This is a genomic window from Actinacidiphila rubida, assembly GCF_900110255.1.
Taxonomy (GTDB): domain Bacteria; phylum Actinomycetota; class Actinomycetes; order Streptomycetales; family Streptomycetaceae; genus Actinacidiphila; species Actinacidiphila rubida.
In genome coordinates, this window is record NZ_FODD01000005.1 from 245,991 (window position 1) to 264,528 (window position 18,538).

General features: G+C 72.6%; 19 protein-coding genes. 7 read left to right on the forward strand and 12 right to left on the reverse strand.

Annotated features, from left to right (window positions below; all coding sequences use genetic code 11):
• Window positions 1–2 precede the first annotated feature (2 nt).
• On the reverse strand, window positions 3–1,745 hold the full coding sequence (metG, locus tag BMW99_RS07085; protein WP_069464528.1) for a methionine--tRNA ligase: 1,743 nt from the start codon (window positions 1,743–1,745) through the stop codon (window positions 3–5).
• A gap of 234 nt (window positions 1,746–1,979) precedes the next feature.
• Here metG and BMW99_RS07090 point away from each other — a divergent pair, with 234 nt between their 5' ends.
• Window positions 1,980–2,219 carry a DUF397 domain-containing protein gene (locus BMW99_RS07090; RefSeq protein ID WP_069464529.1) on the forward strand — a complete coding sequence of 80 codons (240 nt, stop codon included), beginning with the start codon at window positions 1,980–1,982 and terminating at the stop codon, window positions 2,217–2,219.
• A gap of 45 nt (window positions 2,220–2,264) precedes the next feature.
• Here the strand turns inward: BMW99_RS07090 and BMW99_RS07095 are convergent, their stop codons facing one another.
• On the reverse strand, window positions 2,265–2,717 hold the full coding sequence (locus tag BMW99_RS07095) for an ATP-binding protein (protein WP_069464530.1): 453 nt from the start codon (window positions 2,715–2,717) through the stop codon (window positions 2,265–2,267).
• Window positions 2,718–2,919: 202 nt separating this feature from the next.
• On the opposite strand from BMW99_RS07095, the gene BMW99_RS07100 reads away from it, so the two are divergent.
• From BMW99_RS07100 to BMW99_RS07110, 3 genes are all read left to right on the forward strand, one after another.
• On the forward strand, window positions 2,920–3,786 hold the full coding sequence (locus BMW99_RS07100; protein ID WP_069464531.1) for a helix-turn-helix domain-containing protein: 867 nt from the start codon (window positions 2,920–2,922) through the stop codon (window positions 3,784–3,786).
• A 165-nt stretch (window positions 3,787–3,951) separates the two neighbouring features.
• On the forward strand, window positions 3,952–4,368 hold the full coding sequence (locus tag BMW99_RS07105) for an anti-sigma factor antagonist (RefSeq protein WP_245791252.1): 417 nt from the start codon (window positions 3,952–3,954) through the stop codon (window positions 4,366–4,368).
• A 228-nt stretch (window positions 4,369–4,596) separates the two neighbouring features.
• Window positions 4,597–6,051, forward strand: a complete 1,455-nt coding sequence (locus BMW99_RS07110) for an LCP family protein (RefSeq protein WP_069464532.1) — start codon at window positions 4,597–4,599, stop codon at window positions 6,049–6,051.
• Window positions 6,052–6,079: 28 nt separating this feature from the next.
• Here the strand turns inward: BMW99_RS07110 and BMW99_RS07115 are convergent, their stop codons facing one another.
• On the reverse strand, window positions 6,080–6,520 hold the full coding sequence (locus tag BMW99_RS07115) for a PPOX class F420-dependent oxidoreductase (RefSeq protein WP_069464533.1): 441 nt from the start codon (window positions 6,518–6,520) through the stop codon (window positions 6,080–6,082).
• 52 nt (window positions 6,521–6,572) lie between these two features.
• On the reverse strand, window positions 6,573–7,409 hold the full coding sequence (locus BMW99_RS07120; RefSeq protein WP_069464534.1) for an undecaprenyl-diphosphate phosphatase: 837 nt from the start codon (window positions 7,407–7,409) through the stop codon (window positions 6,573–6,575).
• 152 nt (window positions 7,410–7,561) lie between these two features.
• Between BMW99_RS07120 and BMW99_RS07125 the strand changes: the two genes are divergently transcribed.
• Window positions 7,562–7,966, forward strand: coding sequence for a BlaI/MecI/CopY family transcriptional regulator (locus tag BMW99_RS07125; RefSeq protein WP_245791253.1), 405 nt, complete (start codon window positions 7,562–7,564; stop codon window positions 7,964–7,966).
• Window positions 7,967–8,017: 51 nt separating this feature from the next.
• On the opposite strand, the gene BMW99_RS07130 is transcribed toward BMW99_RS07125, so the two are convergent.
• Window positions 8,018–9,001 (reverse strand): hypothetical protein, encoded by a 984-nt coding sequence (locus BMW99_RS07130; RefSeq protein WP_075016439.1) that lies wholly within the window; start codon window positions 8,999–9,001, stop codon window positions 8,018–8,020.
• A gap of 86 nt (window positions 9,002–9,087) precedes the next feature.
• Window positions 9,088–9,498 carry a hypothetical protein gene (locus BMW99_RS07135; protein WP_069466643.1) on the reverse strand — a complete coding sequence of 137 codons (411 nt, stop codon included), beginning with the start codon at window positions 9,496–9,498 and terminating at the stop codon, window positions 9,088–9,090.
• Window positions 9,499–9,695: 197 nt separating this feature from the next.
• Here BMW99_RS07135 and BMW99_RS07140 point away from each other — a divergent pair, with 197 nt between their 5' ends.
• A complete protein-coding gene (locus BMW99_RS07140; protein WP_069466644.1) occupies window positions 9,696–10,508 on the forward strand; it encodes a hypothetical protein in 813 nt (270 codons plus the stop codon).
• 84 nt (window positions 10,509–10,592) lie between these two features.
• On the opposite strand, the gene BMW99_RS07145 is transcribed toward BMW99_RS07140, so the two are convergent.
• The 4 genes from BMW99_RS07145 to BMW99_RS07160 all read right to left on the reverse strand — a co-directional run bounded on the left by BMW99_RS07145 (window position 10,593) and on the right by BMW99_RS07160 (window position 13,082).
• Complete coding sequence (locus BMW99_RS07145; protein ID WP_069466645.1) at window positions 10,593–11,045, reverse strand: type II toxin-antitoxin system PemK/MazF family toxin; 453 nt, start codon at window positions 11,043–11,045, stop codon at window positions 10,593–10,595.
• A 34-nt stretch (window positions 11,046–11,079) separates the two neighbouring features.
• Complete coding sequence (locus tag BMW99_RS07150) at window positions 11,080–12,105, reverse strand: acetamidase/formamidase family protein (RefSeq protein ID WP_069466646.1); 1,026 nt, start codon at window positions 12,103–12,105, stop codon at window positions 11,080–11,082.
• Between the two features lie 78 nt (window positions 12,106–12,183).
• Window positions 12,184–12,648, reverse strand: a complete 465-nt coding sequence (locus BMW99_RS39955) for a DUF3618 domain-containing protein (protein WP_075016440.1) — start codon at window positions 12,646–12,648, stop codon at window positions 12,184–12,186.
• Complete coding sequence (locus BMW99_RS07160; RefSeq protein WP_245791255.1) at window positions 12,645–13,082, reverse strand: phage holin family protein; 438 nt, start codon at window positions 13,080–13,082, stop codon at window positions 12,645–12,647. Before BMW99_RS07160 ends, BMW99_RS39955 begins: the two co-directional genes overlap by 4 nt.
• A gap of 133 nt (window positions 13,083–13,215) precedes the next feature.
• Here BMW99_RS07160 and BMW99_RS07165 point away from each other — a divergent pair, with 133 nt between their 5' ends.
• Window positions 13,216–14,226, forward strand: a complete 1,011-nt coding sequence (locus tag BMW99_RS07165) for an aldo/keto reductase (protein WP_069461760.1) — start codon at window positions 13,216–13,218, stop codon at window positions 14,224–14,226.
• A gap of 85 nt (window positions 14,227–14,311) precedes the next feature.
• Here the strand turns inward: BMW99_RS07165 and BMW99_RS07170 are convergent, their stop codons facing one another.
• Both BMW99_RS07170 and BMW99_RS39960 read right to left on the reverse strand, forming a co-directional pair.
• Window positions 14,312–17,077 (reverse strand): SpoIIE family protein phosphatase, encoded by a 2,766-nt coding sequence (locus BMW99_RS07170; RefSeq protein ID WP_107451394.1) that lies wholly within the window; start codon window positions 17,075–17,077, stop codon window positions 14,312–14,314.
• A 551-nt stretch (window positions 17,078–17,628) separates the two neighbouring features.
• Window positions 17,629–18,288 (reverse strand): hypothetical protein, encoded by a 660-nt coding sequence (locus BMW99_RS39960; protein WP_075016441.1) that lies wholly within the window; start codon window positions 18,286–18,288, stop codon window positions 17,629–17,631.
• Window positions 18,289–18,538: the final 250 nt, after the last annotated feature.

Sequence of the window (18,538 nt, forward strand, 5' to 3'; positions counted from 1 at the left end):
GGTCAGGCGGCCTGGTCGTCGCCGCCGAAGCGCTCGACGTAGCCGGCCAGGTCCTCGTCGGTGATCTTCGCGAACAGCACCGGCGGGACGGTGAACGGCGTGCCGGCCGGCACCGACGCCAGCGAGCGGGCCTCGTCCGCGGTCACCCACGCGGCGTCGTCCGACGCCAGCGCGAACGCGCCGCGCATGGCCTTCGCCGAGGACGGGATGAACGGCTCGGACACGATCGCGTAGAGGTGGATGAGGTTCATCGCCGTGCGCAGGGTGAGCGCGGCGCCCTCGGGGTCGGTCTTGATCTCCATCCAGGGGGCCTTCTCCTCCAGGTAGGAGTTGCCCGCGCTCCACAGTGCGCGCAGCGCCTGCGCCGCCTTGCGGAACTGGAGGGTGTCCAGGTGCGACTCGTACTCCGTGAGCAGGCCGGCGATCTGCTCGCCGAGCTTCGCCTCCGCCTCGCCGGCCGGCGCGCCCGCCGGGACGTCGTCGCCGAACCGCTTGCGGGAGAAGGACAGCACGCGGTTGACGAAGTTGCCGAGGGTGTCGGCCAGGTCCTTGTTCACCGAGGACGCGAAGAGCTCCCAGGTGAACGAGGTGTCGTCGGACTCCGGCGCGTTGGCGATCAGGAAGTAGCGCCAGTAGTCGGCCGGCAGGAGTTCCAGCGCGGCGTCGGTGAAGATGCCGCGGCGCTGCGAGGTGGAGAACTTCCCGCCATAGTAGTTCAGCCAGTTGAAGGCCTTGACGTAGTCGACCTTCTTCCACGGCTCGCGGGTGCCCAGCTCGGTTGCCGGGAACATCACGGTGTGGAAGGGGACGTTGTCCTTGGCCATGAACTGCGTGTAGCGGACGGGGTTCTCACCGGCGTCGGCCTCGTACCACCAGGACTTCCAGTCCCGGTTCGCCGCATCGGTGCCCTGCGCGGCGTCCGCCCATTCCTTCGTGGAACCGATGTACTCGACCGGAGCGTCGAACCAGACGTAGAAGACCTTGCCCTCGGCGGCCAGTTCGGGCCAGGTGTCGGCGGGGACGGGGACGCCCCATTCGAGGTCGCGGGTGATCGCCCGGTCCTTGAGCCCTTCGGTCAGCCACTTGCGGGCGATGGACGACGCGAGCGTCGGCCAGTCCGCGCTGTTGGCGTCGATCCAGGACTCGACCTCGCCCGCCAGCTTCGACTGCAGGAGGAACAGGTGCTTGGTCTCCCTGACTTCCAGCGCGGTGCTCCCGCTGATCGCCGACCGCGGTTCGATGAGGTCGGTCGGGTCGAGCACGCGGGTGCAGTTCTCGCACTGGTCGCCGCGCGCCTTGTCGTACCCGCAGTGCGGGCAGGTGCCGACGATGTAGCGGTCGGGCAGGAAGCGCTCGTCGGTCAGGGAGTAGACCTGCCGGATCGCGCGCTCCTCGATGAACCCGTTGGCGTGCAGCCGCCGGGCGAAGTGCTGGGTGATGTCCCGGTTCTCCGCCGAGGAGCTGCGGCCGAAGTGGTCGAAGGACAGCTCGAACCCGTCGTAGATCGCCTTCTGGGCGTCGTGCGCCTGCGCGCAGAAGACGTCGACCGGCAGCCCGGCCTCCTTGGCGGCCAGTTCCGCGGGGGTGCCGTGCTCGTCCGTGGCGCAGATGTAGAGCACGTCGTGGCCGCGCTGCCGCAGGTACCGGGAGTAGACATCCGCCGGGAGCATGGACCCCACCATGTTGCCCAGGTGCTTGATCCCGTTGATATAGGGCAGGGCTGAGGTGATGAGGTGACGAGCCATTGCAGGCTGCTCCCAATTCGTTGCACGGAGTGAAGAATTCCTCTACGGACCGTCAATATCGTATCCGACCGCACGGGAGCGCCCGGCTGGTTTTCGGGCCGGTGACCACCCGCTGAACCAGGGCCCGCGGATCACGCGGAGTGACTGCACGTGCACATGCACGTGCATATGCACGTGCTCTTCCTTCGAGTTATCATCTCCCGTACCAGACACGGCACTTATGGGGAGTGACTGATGCGCCGGACGCACAATGGAATGTCGGCGGAAGACCTCGATGGGGTCGTCTGGCAGAAGAGCCGTCACAGCAATGCCAATGGCACGTGCATGGAGTTCGCCGCACTGCCGGGCGGCGAGGTCGCGGTGCGCAATTCGCGCTTTCCGGACGGTCCCGCGCTGATATACACGAAAGCGGAGATCGAGTCGATGATCATCGGGGTGAAGGCCGGCGAGTTCGACCATCTCGCCGAACGCTGATCCGGCGCGCTGCGGAACCGATCCGCGGCAGGGGGCCCGGCCGGTTCAGCGCGGGCCGGGCGCGAGGAACAGCGCCCAGACGACCTTGCCGGCGCCGCTGAGCGGGTGCCAGCCCCAGTTCTCGCTGAACGAGTCGACCAGGTGCAGTCCGCGGCCGGTCTCGGCGACGTAGTCGGCGTCCTTGGTCACGGGCGCCACCGTGCTGGGGTCGCGCACCGCGCACACCACGCGGGAGGTCCAGCGGACCAGGCTCAGCCGTACCGGCGCTCCGGGCGCGCCGACGGGAACCGCGTAGCGCAGTGCGTTGGTCACCAGTTCCGACGAGACCAGTTCGATGGAGTCGCGCAGCGGGGTCAGGTCCCAGCGCTGCAGGGTCGCGCGGGTGAAGCGGCGCGCCTCGCGCACCGACTCCAGAGCCGCCGGCAGCTCACAGGTGGCCCCGTTGGCCGCGGCGAGCCGCTCCGGTGCGAGCACGCCCTGCCATAACGGTTCCAGCACAGCTGTTGCCTCTGCCCTCATGCGAGCCCCCGAGGTATCTGCACGACCACCATGCTCATGGATCAGCACCCCGTGTTGCAAGAGCGTCTGCACGTGCATCTGCAAGGAATTGATGCACGTGTCGATGGAGAGTGACCGAATGGGTACTGCGCGCAGTCCATTAGTGGCAGACTGCTGATGAACCAAGGGCGGAGCGTGACCTATGAGCGCAGGGCAGCCGGGAGGCGGCTCCATCGTGCGGCGGATGCTGCTCGGCGCGCAGCTGCGGAGGCTGCGCGAGTCCCGGGGCATCTCCCGGGAGGACGCGGGCTACTCGATCCGGGCCTCCGAGTCGAAGATCAGCCGCATGGAGCTGGGCCGGGTCTCCTTCAAGGAGCGTGACGTCGCCGACCTGCTGACGCTCTACGGCGTCACCGAGGAGCCCGAGCGGCAGGCGCTGCTCGGCCTGGTGCGCGAGGCCAACGCGGCCGGCTGGTGGCACGGTTACGGCGAGGTCATGCCGACCTGGTTCCAGACGTACGTCGGCCTGGAGGAGTCCGCGGCCCTGATCCGCACCTTCGAGGTGCAGTTCGTGCACGGCCTGCTGCAGACCGAGGAGTACATCCGGTCGGTGATCAGGCTGGGCCACCCCGAGGGCGCCGAGGCCTGGGTGGAGCGGCGCGTGGGGCTGCGCCTGGAGCGGCAGAAGCTCCTGGTGTCCGAGCGGGCGCCGCACTTCGTCGCGGTGATGGACGAGGGCGCGCTGCGCCGGCCGTTCGGCGGCCCGGCCCTGATGCGCGAGCAGGTCCGGCACATCCTGGAGACCGCGGAGGCGCCCAACGTCGACGTGCGCATCCTGCCGTTCGCGACCGGCGGGCACCCCGCCGGCGGCGGCGCCTTCACCCTGCTGAGCTTCCCCGAGTCCGACCTGCCCGACCTCGTCTACCTGGAGCAGCTGACCGGCGCGCTCTACATCGACAAGCACGACGAGGTCGTGGAGTACACCAAGGCCATGGACGCGCTGGACCGGATGGCGCTCGACCCCGCGGACTCCCTGGACTGGCTGCACGCCTTCCAGCGGGAGCTGTGAGCGCGGACCGCGCGAGCGGAGGCACCGCACGAGCGGAAGGCGATCTTCACCCCGCGGGGTGAATATCGCCCCCTGATGCCCCGGGCACCCTCCCGCGTGACGCTGCGTTTCCCCTACGGTTACTGCAGGTCACGTGCGGGGCCGACGGTACGAGGGGGACGTGCGGTGCACCACGACGGGGAGCAGCGGCCGGAGTACGCCCGCCGGTTGGGCGAGAGCATCCCGCCGCCGACGCCGTACGCGCGCAGCTACCGGGTGCAGGAGATCACCGTGGTGGAGCTGTCCGGCGAGATCGACCTGGGCGCCGCCGACGACGTCGAGGAGCACCTGTCGGCCGCCGCGCTGTGGCCCGCGCCGCTGGTGGTGGTCATCGACCTGTGCGGCCTGGACTTCATCGACTGCTTCGGGCTGTCGCTGCTGCTGCGCGCCCGGCGCCGGGTGCTGGACCGGGGCGGCCGCCTCCGGATGGCCTGCGACCACCGGCCGACCGGCAAGCTGCTCGCGATGACCGGCCTCGACGGTGTCTTCCGCCCGTTCCCCACCCTGGACGAGGCCCTGGCGCAGGAGCCCACCGAGAGCTGAGTCCCGCCCGCCCGGGCCCTTTTCGGCACCTGCCGGAAAGGGCTTTTGCCGCGTCGGCCATCTCACATTTTGTGCATCCCGAATTTCCGCGGGTACGGTCACCCGCCGGGCGGTAGGGGACCGCACCGGGGTTCACGTGTGACTGGAGTCATACATTCCCCCGGCTTTCCAGTGATAGACGTTGGGGCTTCGCCGTATGGGGCGGGCCTCCGGACCGAAGGTGTGGAAATGGGCGTTCGTGGGGTGAAGCGCAAGCGGAGCCGCAAGCGCTGGATCATCGCGATCGCGGTGTCACTCGTGGTGCTCGTCGTCGGCGCGGCCGGCGCGGTCTATCTGAAGCTGAACGCCAACATCTCCACGTTCGACTCGGCCGGGCTGAGCAAGAACCGCCCTGCCCAGGCCCGGGCCGACGCCAACGGCGACAAGCCGGTGAACGTCCTGCTGATCGGCTCCGACACCCGCTCCGGCGAGAACGGCAAGCTCGGCGGGTCCGCGGCCGGCCCGATCGGCCGCTCGGACACCACGATCCTGTTGCACGTGTATCCCGACCACAAGCACGCGGTGGGCATCTCCATACCCCGCGACTCGATGGTGGACATACCGCCGTGCCTGCTCCCCAGCGGCAGATGGTCACCGGACCAGCCGAAGGCGATGTTCAACTCGGCGTTCTCCGTGGGCGACACGGAGAAGGGCAACCCCGCCTGCACCCAGAACACCATCGAGAAGCTGACCGGCCTGCGGGTCGACCACACGATGGTCGTGGACTTCGCCGGCTTCGCGGCCATGACGTCCGCCGTCAACGGCGTCGACGTCTGCGTGCCGAACACGCTGTACCAGGGGGACATGAACCCCAACCTCGGCCACCAGGGCAAGGTCGTGCTCAAGGCCGGGATGCAGAACCTGTCCGGGCAGAAGGCCCTGGACTACGTGCGGGTGCGGCACGGCATCGGCGACAACTCCGACGTCGGCCGCATGATGCGCCAGCAGGCGTTCCTGTCCGCCCTGATCTCCAAGATCAAGGGCCAGGGAATGAACCCGACGACGCTGCTGCCGCTGGCGGACGCGGCTACCAAGTCGCTGACCGTCGACCCGGGGCTGGGCAGCCCCGCGAAGCTGATGTCGTTCGGGATGTCGCTGAAGAACATCGACCTGAAGAACATCCAGTTCGTCACCGCCCCGTGGAAGTACGCCGGCGCGCGCATCGACCTGGTCCACCCGGACGTCGACGACCTGTTCGCCGAGCTGCGGGCCGACCGCACCCTGGACGGCGTCAACGCCTCCGGCAAGGTGCAGCCCAAGCCCACCCCGGCCCCGACGGTCGACGGCACCGGGGTCTCGGTCGACGTCTACAACGGCACGCTCACCGACGGGCTCGGCGGCAAGGCGGCGGACCGGATCAAGGCCGACCACTTCACGGTGCCGCAGGTGACCACGGCCCGCTCGCAGGACCACGCCACGACCCGCATCGAGTACGGCGCGTCCCACGCGGCCGACGCGCGCTCCCTGGCCCAGCTCTTCCCCGGCGCCCAGCTGGTGCCGCTGAACATCACCGGCATCAACCTGGTGGTCGGCCAGGACTTCGCCAAGTCCGCCGCCGGCACGCCCAAGGCCCTGCCCAAGACCGTCACGCAGCAGGCCCGCAGCGCCGCCACGAACCCCTGCTCCAAGCTGTCCTACGGCTGAGCCCCGCCGCCGCGCGCGGCGGGGGCGGTCAGCCGGTCACGTCGCGGTGCGCGGTGACGCGGTCGATGCGGCCGCGGACCAGGTACTCGCCGGGGACGGCGTTGCGCGCGCCGATCTCCGGGCCGCGCTCCTGCCCCATGTAGCGGGTGCCGATCCTGACCGCCCAGGGCTTCATCTGCTCCACGTCCTCGACGAGTTCCGCGGTGCACTCCAGCAGCACATACGAGTACGGGGGCCGCTGGTCGTCGACGCACAGCGCGAAGTGCGGGTCGCGGCGCAGGGCGCGGCCCTTGAGGGAGTCGCGGCCGGTGTTGAGCACGACCCGGACGTCCTCGGGGTCGGTGTCGTCGAGCACGAACCAGGTGGGCGTCACGTGCGGGCGCCCGTCCTTCCGCGTGACCGCGACCTTTCCGGTGCGGGTCCCTTCGAGGGCGAACGCCATCCACTCCGCCTGGCTCATGTTCTCCATGCGCCCAGGCTAGGCGCGGGCGGGCGTGCCGGCGGGCGACCCGCCGGGGGCGTCAGGCCGACAGGACGCCGGTGGCCAGCATGCCCATGAGGGCGACGCCGATCAGGATGCGGTAGCCCACGAAGGCGTTGAGCGAGTGGTTCGCCACGAACTTCAGCAGCCACGCGATGGAGGCGTAGGCGACGACGAACGAGATGACCGTGCCGACCAGCAGCGGCCCGGCGCCGGCGCCGGTGCCCAGCGCGTCCTTCAGCTCGTACAGGCCGGCGCCGGTGAGCGCGGGGATGCCGAGGAAGAACGACAGCCGGGTCGCGGCCAGGCGGTCCAGGTCGCGGATCAGGGCGGTGGAGATGGTCGCGCCGGAACGGGAGAAGCCGGGGAAGAGCAGCGCCAGGATCTGGGAGGCGCCGACGATCATCGCGTCCTTGATGTCGGTGTCGTCCTCACCGCGCTTGTGGCGGCCCATCTGGTCGGCGGCCCACATGAAGCCGCTGCCGACGATCAGGGACGCGGCGACCACCCACAGCGAGGCCAGCGCCCCGTCGATCAGGGGCTTGGCCGCCAGGCCGACCACCACGATCGGGATCGTCGCGTAGATCACCCACCACGCGAACTTGTAGTCGTGGTGGTACCGCTGCTCCTTGTCCGCCAGACCGCGGGCGAACGCGCTGACGATCCGCGCGATGTCCTTGAAGAAGTAGACGAGGACCGCACCGATCGCCCCGACCTGGATCACCGCGGTGAAGCCGACGACCGCCTTGTCGTCCACCGGGATGTTCATCAGCCCCTCGGTGATCTTGAGGTGGCCGGTGGACGAGACCGGCAGGAACTCGGTCACACCTTCGACCACACCGAGCACCGCCGCCTGTCCGATGCTGATCGCGCTCAATGCGTCCGTCCCGGGAGTTCGGCGCCCGTCCCGGGCTTCCGGCGGGCGGTGAAGCGGGTGGGCCGTGTGGCACACTCGTGGATGACAGTCCGTCTACAGTCGCGTAGAAGTTCTACGGGACTCTAGACGACAGGTGGAGGAGAGGCCAAGCCGTGACGTCGGACGCACCGCGCACCGCCGACGGCATCCCGCCCCGCCGTAAGGCCAACGGCGTGCTGGGTGCCGAGGTGCTGGACGTCCTGCAGTCGGCCGCCGGGCCGCTCACACCTGCCGAGGTGATGGCCCGCCTCCCGGAGGACCTCGCCTACAGCACCGTCGTGACGACCCTCTCACGCCTCTACACCAAAGGTGTACTCGTCCGCACCCCGCGCGGCCGCGCCTACGCGTACGCGCCGGTCACGGACCCGGCCGGCCTGGCCGCGCGGCGGATGCGGCAGACGCTGGACGGCGAGCCGGACCGCGCGACCGTCCTGCTGCGCTTCGTGGACGACCTGCACCCCGACGACGAGTCGCTGCTGCGCCGCCTGCTGGGCGCCGGCCCCGCCGCCTCGGACTGAGGCGCGCGGGGCCGGCGCCGGACGGCACCCGGAGGCCGCGGTGAGCCGGCGTCAGCCGACGTGCAGCGTCACCGCGGCGGTGTGCAGCGTGCCCCCGGCCCGGAACTGCAGGAACAGCCGCCAGTCGCCGGCCTTCGCCAGCTCCGCGTGGAACGCCAGCTGCGGGCCGCCGTGGGCGCCGTTCACGGGCGTCGCCGGGTGGAGGTGGGCGAACGCCAGATCGCCCGCGTGGAACGCCGTCAGGTGCGCGTAGGTGCCCAGGTACGGCTCCAGGCCGGTGACCGGCACGCCGCCGCGGGTGAAGCGCACGGTCAGCGGCCGGGCCGCCCCGCCGGCCGGATCGCCGGCGACGGTGACGGTGTAGCCGTCGACCGCGACCGCCGGCGCCGCCGCGGGCAGCGGCACGGACGCCGCCCGGCCGGGCACGGTCACCGTGCGGGACAGCACGAAGTCCTGTCCCGCGCCCGGGCCGGAGGCCGGGGTGAACGACGCGTAGAGCCGCCACCGGCCGGGTGTCAGCGCGGCCAGGTCCGCGGTCCAGCCGCCGTCCGCGGCCATCGCGGGGTGGACGTGCTGGAAGCCCGTCAGGTCCGTGCGGACCGCGTAGAGGTGCAGGCGCTCGGTCTGGTCGACGGCGAAGTCCGTGACGGGCGCCGCGCCCGGGCCGGTGACGTGGAAGCGGTACCGCACGGGGATCCCGGCGGGCAGGGTGGCCGTGGCGGACGCCAGGCGGTAGCCGTCGCGGGTGTCGCTCAGGCCCTCGTCGTGGCTGCCGCCCTTCATCCCCGGCATGTCGCCCATGCCGGGCATCCCCGACATCGAGGACGACCCCGAGGACGCTCCCGAGGGTGACGTGACGGGTGACGTGACGGGTGCGGACCCGGCGGTGGCGGTGTGCGTCATGCCGGGCGTCGCCGCATGCCCGGAGTGCGCGGAGCCGCCGGAGGTGCCGGAGCCGCAGGCGGTGAGCAGGGCGGCCAGGGTGGTCGCGGCGCCGAGCATGCGCAGGGCGGCGCGTGAGGACGAACGGTGCATGGGGGTCGCTTTCGTGAGAGGCGCGCCCCGGAGGCGCGCGGGTGAGCGGGACGCGGGCCCGCGGCCGTGGCCGCGGGGCGGCGCCCTCACCTGCGCGCGACCGACACCCTGAGCAGCAACTCCCGCCCGCCGCCCGGGGGTCCGCGCCGCTCGGGACCCGGGGCGGGCCCGGGTGCCGCCGCGGGCGCGGGCACGGGCGGGCCCGCCGCGGTGCCTGCCGCGGCGGGCGCGGTCCGCCCGCGTGCGGGTGTCGCGGTGCACGTGCCGCCGGAGTGCGCGGGCCCGGCCGAGGCCGCGGGGGAGACGGGCCTGACGGCCGCGTGCGGGCCCGGCGCGGCGTGCGCGGGCATCGCCATGGCCGCGGCCGGGCGCGGGCTGTACGCGGCGCCGTGGCAGCCCTCGGCGGCCGCGGAGGGCGAGCCGTGCATCAGGAACAGGCCGAGCAGCAGCGCCCACAGGGCGAGCCGGCCGGCGCGGTGTGCGCTGCCACCCGTCATCGCCCGGCCTCTCCGCTCGCCTCACCGCCCGGGCCGTGTGAGAGCGCGAGCGCAACCCGACGATACCCCGCCCGGGTATCCGCCACGCGGGAGGACCGCCCGATCCCCCCCGCCGTAACGGCACAACTCGGTATCGGACGGCGTTCGGTCGCCGTGCGACGGTTGCCGGCACAGCTTCGTCGGCCATACTGCTGGCCGTGGAGCAGCCCATAGGTCAGAACGTGACACCGACGACGCCCGCCGCCGGGACGGACCCGGCCTTCTTCTCCGGCATCGTCCCGCCGCAGCCCGACGCGCCCGGTACGTCCGGGAACGCGCCAGAGGCCGCCGGGGACGCCGTCCCGGCCGCCCTGCGCGGGTCCGCCGGGCGGAAGCCCGAGCCGGCGGCCGTCGACGAGCCCGCGGAGGCGGCCGCGGCCGCGGACCGCGACGAGACGGCGGACGACGCGGAAGCGGTCGAGGACGCCGACGCCGAGGACGCCGCCGCCGATGAGGTCGATGCCGAGGAGGACGCCGAGGAGGATGTCGACGACGGCAAGCCCGTCTTCGAGGCGTCCGACCGCCGTGCCGCGATCATCGCGGACCGGCACGGCGTCACCTTCACCCTCGACGGCGAGACCGCCGAGTTCGGCTGGGACGAGATCGGGGCGGTCGAGGTCGACTCGCCGCGCTTCGGCAAGCGGTTCGGCGTGACGGTCTACACGTCCGCCCGCCGCTGGTTCCAGTGCGACGTCGAGGCCCCGTCGCGGTCGACGCTCAAGCAGTGGAGCGCCGAGCTCGACGCCGTCCTGGACGTGCGGTTCGACGACGAGAAGCCCGAGGCGGCCGAGGAGCCGGACGAGCCGTCCGCCGAGGCCGCCGAAGCCGGCTCCGAGGAGCAGGCCGGGCCCGAGGACGAGACGTCCGAGGCGAAGGCCGGCGAGAAGTCCGACGAGGAGGCCGAGACGACGCCCGACGCGAAGTCCGACGAGAAGTCCGAGACGAAGGACTCCGCGTCCGCCGACGCCTGACGCACCCACACGTGCCCGTGACCGGTGACCCGCCTTCCCAGGCCGGTCACCGGTCCGCGTTCACGGCCGCATTCACGGCCGCGTTCACGACCAGCGGTACAGCTCCTTCAAGCGGTTGACCACCAGGTTGAACCGTCCGCGGTCGAGCGCGCACGCCTCGCGCCGCATGCCCTGCTCGTGCAGCCGCATCACCCGGTCCAGGGCGACCCAGGAGTCGCGGCCCTCGCGGTCCCAGGGGCCGGCGCCGATGGCGACCCACTCGCGGTCGTGGTCGTGCCGCTTGCTCGACAACTGCACGGCGAGCAGCGTCCCCTGGGCCTCGCGGGCCACCACCAGGACCGGACGGTCCTTGCCCCGGCCGTCGTTCTCCTCGAAGGGCACCCAGGTCCACACGATCTCGCCCGGGTCCGGGTCGCCGTCGTGGGCGGGGGCGTACTCGGTGCGCACCCGGCCCACCTCGTGCGGGTCCGCCTCGGTGGTGGCGTACGGGCCGTCGGCGCCCGGCAGTTCGGCGTGGCTGTCGCTGAAGGTCGTCACCCGCCGACCGTATCCCTTCGGCCCGGGACGGCGTTCACCGGTGCCGCAGGTCACCCAGCGCGGCGGCCCGCTCCCGGAGGCTGCGGTGCAGGTCGCGGTGCGGCGTGCCGGGCGGCAGCCAGTCCTTGCGGATCTTCGACACCGCCGTGTAGTTGGTGTCGCAGACGTTGGCCAGCGGCGACTCGCCCGCCTGCGTGAGGAACTGGTAGGCGTCGAGTTCCGCGAGCCCGTAGTCCCGCTGCAGCCAGCGCACCATGTCCAGCTGGGCGATCCGGAAGGCGTCCTCCAGCGGGCGCGCCGAGCCGGTGGTGATGATGTGGGTGTCCGACTCCAGGCGCGGCCACGGGGTGGCGACGCCCTTGAGGAGCTCGACGATCACGACGGTGTTCATCGCGCACTCCACGGCGACCCCGCACGTCTCGCCCTCGCCCTGCCGGGCGTGCCCGTCGCCCAGGCTCAGCAGCGCGCCCTCGACGTTCACGCCCAGGTAGCAGGTGGTGCCGGCGCGCATCTCCGGGGTGTCCATGTTGCCGCCGTGCGCGTCGGGCACGAGCGCGGAGCGCACCTCCAGGTTGGCCGGCGCCACCCCGACGGTGCCGTGCATCGGGTCCATCGGCAGCTCGATCCGGACGCCGCCCTCGCGCGTGGTGAACGCGCAGGTGCGGCGCTCGCGGTCCAGCTCCCACATCCACACCACCTCGGGCAGCGGCGGCTGCAGCGTCGCCGTGGTGTGCGTCGAGGTGAGCGCGCCGAAGAGGGGGACGGTGGTGGAGGCGGCCCAGTCGCGGGCCGGTTCGACGGAGACGAAGTGCACGGCGACGGTGTCGCCCGGTTCCGCGCCGTCCACGTGGAACGGCCCCGTCTGCGGGTTCAGGAACGGGAACTCGCAGACCTCGGAGACGAGGTCCTTCTCCGAGCGCACCCGTCCCGCGAAGCAGTCCTCCGTGAACAGGTCGAGCACGGTGCCGGGCGCGACGCGCGCGAGGGGCTCCGCTCCTCCGAACGTCCAGGCGTACGAACCCGGTTCCGGCTTCACCCTCATGATGCGTGCGTCACTCATCCTCCGAAGGTAGCCGCCGCTCCGGCTCGCGCGATACCGCCCGCACTCCTCCGCGTCCCCGTCGCGCCGCGAGGGGGGTCAGGGGTGGCGGGAGGCCCAGACCGCGGCGCCGGCGGTGGCCGCGGTCAGGCCGACCGCGGCCGCACCGTAGGCAAGGCGCTCCTTGTCGTGGGCGGCGTGGGGCGCGTGGGAATCCGCCGCCGGTGCGGCGCCCACGTCCGTCGCGAGATGCGCGCCGGATCCGTCGTCACCGGGCGCCGCCGGCGCCGCGTCGTCGGCCCGGTGCCGGCCGCCGCCGCGCGCGACGCCGTGCTTGACGCGGTCCGCGGCGTGCATCGCACGGGACCTCGTCCGGTCCTCCGCCTGCTGCGCGCTCGCGCGGAAACGCGCCGCCGTCTCGGACGCCTTCGCCTTGGCACGGCCCGGCACGTCGACCTTGGCGGCCAGCTCCTCGACGGTCTGGCCGAGCTGCTCGCGGGTCTCGGCGATCTGCCGTTCCAGCTCGGCCAGCGCGGGGTCGGTGTGGTGCTCCGCACGACTCATCGCTTCGCCCTTTCCTTGATCGTCGCCAGGTCGTCCTGGATGCTGCCGACCGTCTCCTCGGGCATCGGCGGCACCGCGCGCTTGACCTCGAAGCGGCCGGCGAGGGCCAGCAGGCCGCCGCAGAGCAGCAGGCCGCCGCCCACGATGAGGGCCGCGGCCCACAGCGGCAGCGGCATCGCTATCGCGGCGATCGCCGCGGCGACCAGGGACGCGAGGCCGAAGAAGGCGAGCAGTGCGGCTCCGCCGAACAGGCCGCCGCCGATCCCCGCCCGCTTGCCCTTGTGCGTCAGCTCGGCCTGCGCGAGCTTCATCTCCTGCCGCACCAGCGTCGACAGCTGTTCCGAGCCCTGTTTCACCAGGGTGCCGATCGACCGCTCACCGGCCTTGGTGTGGCCGTTGGCGTGGCCGTTGACCCGCCCGTTCACCTGCGCCACGGCTGCTCACCTCCGTTGGTGCACGAATGACTCATACCGGACGGATAACCCGACCTCGGAAGGCCAAACCGCCGGATGTGGCGGCCCCCGCCCCCTTGCCATCGAGTGCACTCCAAGGTGTTCGCTGGCGGGCATGGAGTACACGCAGCTCGGACGCACCGGGCTCTCGGTCGGCCGCATCGTGCTGGGCACGATGAACTTCGGGTCCGAGACCGACGAAGCCGGCAGCCACGCGATCATGGACGCGGCGCTCGCCGCCGGCGTCAACTTCTTCGACACCGCCAACATCTACGGGCGGGACGGGCACAAGGGCCTCACCGAGGAGATCCTCGGCCGCTGGTTCGCGCAGGGCGGCGGCCGCCGCGACAAGGTCGTGCTCGCCACCAAGCTGTACGGCAACATGACCAACGACGGCCGCGCCTGGTACGAGACGTCCTGGCCCAACCACGAGAAGCTCAGCGCCCTCAACATCCGCCGTGAGGTCGAGGCGAGCCTGCGCCGGCTGAACACCGACCACATCGACATCTACCAGTTCCACCACGTCGACCGGGCGACGCCGTGGGAGGAGATCTGGCAGGCCGTCGACGTCCTGATCCGCCAGGGCAAGGTCCTCTACGCCGCGTCCAGCAACTTCGCCGGCTGGCACCTCGCCCAGGCCAACGAGGCCGCCGCCCGGCGCGGCATGGTCGGCCTGGTCAGCGAGCAGTGCCTGTACAACCTCGCGGAGCGGCGCGCCGAGATGGACGTCGTCCCGGCCGCGCAGGCGTACGGCCTGGGCGTGATCCCCTGGTCGCCGCTGCACCAGGGGCTGCTCGGCGGGGCGCTGCGCAAGGAGCGGGAGGGCGGCGGCTCGCGCAGCTCCGCCGGCCGGTCCGCCAGGGGCCTGGCCGATCCGGTGATGCGCGCCAAGGTCGAGGCGTACGAGGACCTGGTCGCCAAGCACGGCCTGGAGCCCGGCGAGGTGGCCCTCGCCTGGCTGCTGACCCGGCCCGGCGTGACCGGCCCGATCGTCGGCCCGCGCACCGCCGCGCACCTGGAGTCGGCGCTGCGCGCCGCGGAGCTGACGCTGTCCGCGGAACTGCTCGACGGCCTCGACGAGATCTTCCCCGGCCCCGGCCCGTCCCCCGAGGCGTTCGCCTGGTGACTCCCCGCGCCCGGGGCCGGTCGCGCGCCGCCGAGGGTCTGTCGTGGGGATCGCCGCGACGCCGCGGAGAGCCGCACGACAGGCCCTAGAGGTCCTCGGCCTCCATCAGCGTGTCGGCGAGGCCGGGGCCGAGGTCCCCGGGCGCGGGGTGCAGCTCCTGCTCGGACCAGATGACCTTGCCGTCGTTGGTGTAGCGGGTCCCCCAGCGGTGGGCGAGCTGCGAGACGAGGAAGATGCCGCGGCCGCCCTCGTCGGTGGTGGCCGCCCACCGCAGGTGCGGCGAGGTGCTGCTGCCGTCCGACACCTCGCACACCAGCGTGCCGGCCCGCAGCAGCCGGACCCGGATCGGCGGGCTGCCGTGCCGGATCGCGTTGGTGATCAGCTCGCTGAGGATCAGCTCGGTGGTGAAGCCGATCTCGGCCAGGCCCCACTCCTCCAGCTGCCGGCCGCAGGCCGCGCGGATCGGCGCCACCGCCGACGGCACCGGCTCCACGTCCCACTCCGCGACCTGGTCCGCCTCGAGCAGCCGGGTCCGCGCCGCCAGCAGCGCCACGTCGTCGGCGGGCCGCGACGCCAGCATCTCGTCCGTCACGGCCTGGCAGATCTCGTCGGGCCCGCGCCGGGTGTCCTCCGCCAGCACCGCGCGCAGCCGCGCCAGGCCCGTGCCCAGATCCATCTCGCGGCTCTCCACCAGGCCGTTGGTGAACAGCACCAGCCGCGAGCCCTCCTCCAGCACCAGCTCCGTGGTGCGCACGGGGTGGCCCTCGACGCCCAGCGGCACCGAGACGGCGAGCTCCGGGAACGCCACGGTCCCGTCCGGGGACACCAGCGCCGGTGCGGGATGCCCGGCCAGCGCGAACACGCACGTGCCGTCCACCGGGTCGTACACCGCGTACAGGCAGGTGGAGCCGGTGATCTCGGTGCCGCTGGCCTCGTTGTCCAGCCGGGAGACCAGCTCGCCGAGACGGCCCACCACCTCGTCGGGCGGCAGGTCGAGGGCGGCGAAGTTGTGCACGGCGGTGCGCAGCCGGCCCATGGCGACCGCGGCCGTGATGCCGTGGCCGACGACGTCCCCGACGACCAGGGCGGTCCTGAACCCCGGCAGCGCGATCACGTCGAACCAGTCGCCGCCGACCCCGGCGTGCGCGGGCAGGTAGCGGAACGCGACGTCCAGGGCCGTGTGCTCGGGCAGGGTGCTGGGCAGCAGGCTGCGCTGCAGGCTGGTGGCCATGTTGTGCTCACGGGTGTAGCGGCGCGCGTTGTCGATGCTCACCGCCGCGCGGGCGGCCAGCTCCTCCGCGAACGTCACGTCGTCCCGGTCGAACGGCGCCGAGTCCGCGCCGCGCCAGAACCCGGCCAGGCCCAGCACCACCCCGCGGGCCCGCAGCGGCACCGCGAGCATCGAGTGCATCCCCATGTCCACGATCCGCGCCGCGTTCGGCGGGTCCAGAGCCCGCCAGTCGCGTGTGCCGGGCAGGTCGTCGACCAGGAACGGGGTGCCGCTGTCCAGGCTCCGCGCCTGCGGGGTCGACGGGTCCAGGGTGAGGGACGAGCCGGTCCCGTGCATCGGCGAGCCCTCGTCCGCCCCCGCCAGCGCGGTGCGCACCAGCCGCCGCCCGCCGGCCTCCGGCTCCTCGCCGCGGGCCACCGCCTCCAGCAGGTCCACCGATACGATCTCGGCGAAACGCGGCACCGCCACCTGCGCGAGCTCCCGCGAGGTGGTGGTCATGTCGAGCGTGGTGCCGATACCCACGCCCGCCTCGTAGAGCAGCTGCAGCCGCTGCCGGGCGACCTCGACGCGGCCGGTGAGCGCGTACAGCTCGGTGGAGTCGCGCAGCGTCACCACGCTGCCGGGGAAGCCGCCGTAGGGCGCGGTCGGTCGCTTGTTCACCACCAGCATGCGGTCGCCGGCCCGGTGCACGGCGTCCGTCACGGGCTCGTCGGACGTCAGCAGCTCCACGGTGTGGTCGTCCAGGCCCAGCTCCGACACCGGCCGGCGTTCCACGTCGGCGGGCAGGCCGAGCACCCGCTTGGCCTCGTCGTTGGCCAGCTCCACCCGGCCGTCGGTGCCGAGCACCAGGACACCCTCGCGGACGGCGTGCAGCACCGCGTCGTTGTGCTCGTACATCCGCGTGATGTCGGCCGGGCCCAGTCCGCGGGTCTGCCGCAGCAGCCGCCGCGCCACCAGCGCGGTTCCGGCGGCGGCCAGCGCCACCGCGGCGGCCGCGCCGCCGAACATCAGCGGCAGGTTGCCGCCGATGCTGTGCACCCGCTGCACGGTGATGTTCGCCGTCACCACGCCCACGACCGTCCCGTCGGTGTCGACCACGGGGACGGACGTCGCGATCGCGTTGGCGCCCCCGTCCTTCACCGTGAACGTGACGGCGTTGCCCTCCAGCAGCTGCGGGACGACGGTGGTCCGCACGTAGTCGGGCTGGTGGTAGACCTTCCCGATCTGCGACGGCTCCGGGGACGTCAGCTGGACGCTGTCGGAGTTGAACACGTTGAGCGCGTCCACGCCGGTCTGGCCGCGGATCGCCTCGGTCTCCGGCTGCAGCACCTTCGACGGATCGGGGCTGTTGATGGCCGGGATCAGTCCCGGCGCGTGCGCGAAGGACTCGGCGACGGCCCGGGTCACCCGCCGCGCGTCGTTGGTGTTGGCCGAATTCGACTGCAGCGCCAGCGCGGCCGCCCCGACGCCGACCAGCAGGACCACGATCGCGATCTCCAGCAGGAAGACCCGGCCGGCCAGGCTGCGCACGTTCAGCAGGGCTCGCACGCCGCCGTACTGGCGCGCGGGCGGGCCGTCGCGCTCGGCGCGCTCACTCCGCCGCCTGCGCCGCCTGGTCACCTTCCCTTAATACCTTTTATGCCGCGGCCTCGCCTCCGGGCGCTTGTACCCGGTGTCGACGGTCGATCATGCTCGGTCGCTCGTACCTCGCTCCCTGCGCGTGTTCTCCCTTTCGACACCGGCGCGCCCTTTGGCTCGGCCGCTACAAAAACGGGCCGGGGTATCCCGTTCGCCCAAGCTTTCCCGGGCACCCCGGTCCACTCCACGGGGCGCCTTGGGGTAGGCGGGGGAGCCGCACCGACGACTCCGGGTGCGCCGGTGTAGGCATCGAGCCGAAGGGCCCGCCGGTGTCGAAAGGGAGAGCGCGCGGAGGCCCGTGAGGAACGAGCGGGTCGAGCACGGTCGAGTGTCGACACCGGGTCCAAGGGCCCGGAGGCGAGAGGCCGGCAAAAAAGGGCCAGGGCGTTCACTCCGCGGAGTGCCCGCACCGATCACGCCCAGTCGCAACCCTCAACCCGCACCAATCACCCGTGATCTCGAACGTCCACCCCGCCACGGACAACCTCCCCGGGGCCGCCCCGGCCCCGTCCCGCGGCGCTCACGCCCCGCCCTCACGCCGTCGCGGACGGGCTCGGGTTCCCCGAGGGGCCCCCCGAGGGGCGCTGGGGGAGGAGGGCCTTGCAGGTGTCGTAGGCCTTGGCGGTCTTGGGGTCGGCGGTGTTGATGCCGCGGAGGGCGCCGAAGCCGCCGCCCGGGCGGTTGGTCGCGCCCGGGGACGCGGTGGGGAGGGTGACGCCGTGGTCCTTCAGGCAGCTGGCGAACGCCTGGAACGCGCTGCTGCCGCCGCCCGCGCCACCCCGGCCGTTGAACTGCGGCCGCAGCGACTTGCACGCGTCGAGCGCCTTCTGGGTGGCGGGGTCGGCGGAGGCGCCGCCGAAACCGGGGAAGCCGCCGCCGCCCCGGCCGCCGAAGCCGCCGCTCGGGCGGCCGCTGGGCGCACCGCTGGGACGGCCCTGGCCGGGTGAACGGCCCTGGAAGGACGGCAGGTTGACGCCGTGCTGCTGGAGGCACTGCCGGTACGCCTCCATGGACGCGGCACCGTTCTTGGACGACGCCGGGGATCCGGACGCCGAGCCGGAGGGCTTGGCGTCGGCGGACGAGCCGGACGACGAGGAGCAGGCGGTGAGCAGCAGCGCCCCGGACGCGGCGAGCGCGGCGACGGACACACCCGCGCGCAGCGCGGCGGAAGGCCTGGTGGGGGTCCTGGTCATGGCCGAAGGTCTCCTCTGGCAGGGCGTCGCGGCCGGGGCTGCGGCGCGGGCGGTGGCGCCGGCGGGCCCGCGCGGGGCACGGCGGACACACAGGCGACGCATGGGACTGAACCGCACCCACGTGGGGACTGTCGGGGACCGGCCTGTGAGTTCCCGGGGAAACGCCACCCTCGGTCACCCGCCGGGCACCGGTCGGCGGGGTGGTTCGCCGGGATTGGGGCGGTTTTCCCGGTGTCGGGGCGGCGCACGG

Bases quoted from the DNA above. Each gene is read 5' to 3' on its own strand.
- metG (WP_069464528.1), bottom strand. From the start codon at position 1,745: ATGGCTCGTCACCTCATCACCTCAGCCCTGCCCTATATCAACGGGATC.
- BMW99_RS07090 (WP_069464529.1), top strand. From the start codon at position 1,980: ATGCGCCGGACGCACAATGGAATGTCGGCGGAAGACCTCGATGGGGTC.
- BMW99_RS07100 (WP_069464531.1), top strand. From the start codon at position 2,920: ATGAGCGCAGGGCAGCCGGGAGGCGGCTCCATCGTGCGGCGGATGCTG.
- BMW99_RS07110 (WP_069464532.1), top strand. From the start codon at position 4,597: ATGGGCGTTCGTGGGGTGAAGCGCAAGCGGAGCCGCAAGCGCTGGATC.
- BMW99_RS07115 (WP_069464533.1), bottom strand. From the start codon at position 6,520: ATGGAGAACATGAGCCAGGCGGAGTGGATGGCGTTCGCCCTCGAAGGG.
- BMW99_RS07130 (WP_075016439.1), bottom strand. From the start codon at position 9,001: ATGCACCGTTCGTCCTCACGCGCCGCCCTGCGCATGCTCGGCGCCGCG.
- BMW99_RS07135 (WP_069466643.1), bottom strand. From the start codon at position 9,498: ATGACGGGTGGCAGCGCACACCGCGCCGGCCGGCTCGCCCTGTGGGCG.
- BMW99_RS07150 (WP_069466646.1), bottom strand. From the start codon at position 12,105: ATGAGTGACGCACGCATCATGAGGGTGAAGCCGGAACCGGGTTCGTAC.
- BMW99_RS39955 (WP_075016440.1), bottom strand. From the start codon at position 12,648: ATGAGTCGTGCGGAGCACCACACCGACCCCGCGCTGGCCGAGCTGGAA.
- BMW99_RS07165 (WP_069461760.1), top strand. From the start codon at position 13,216: ATGGAGTACACGCAGCTCGGACGCACCGGGCTCTCGGTCGGCCGCATC.
- BMW99_RS39960 (WP_075016441.1), bottom strand. From the start codon at position 18,288: ATGACCAGGACCCCCACCAGGCCTTCCGCCGCGCTGCGCGCGGGTGTG.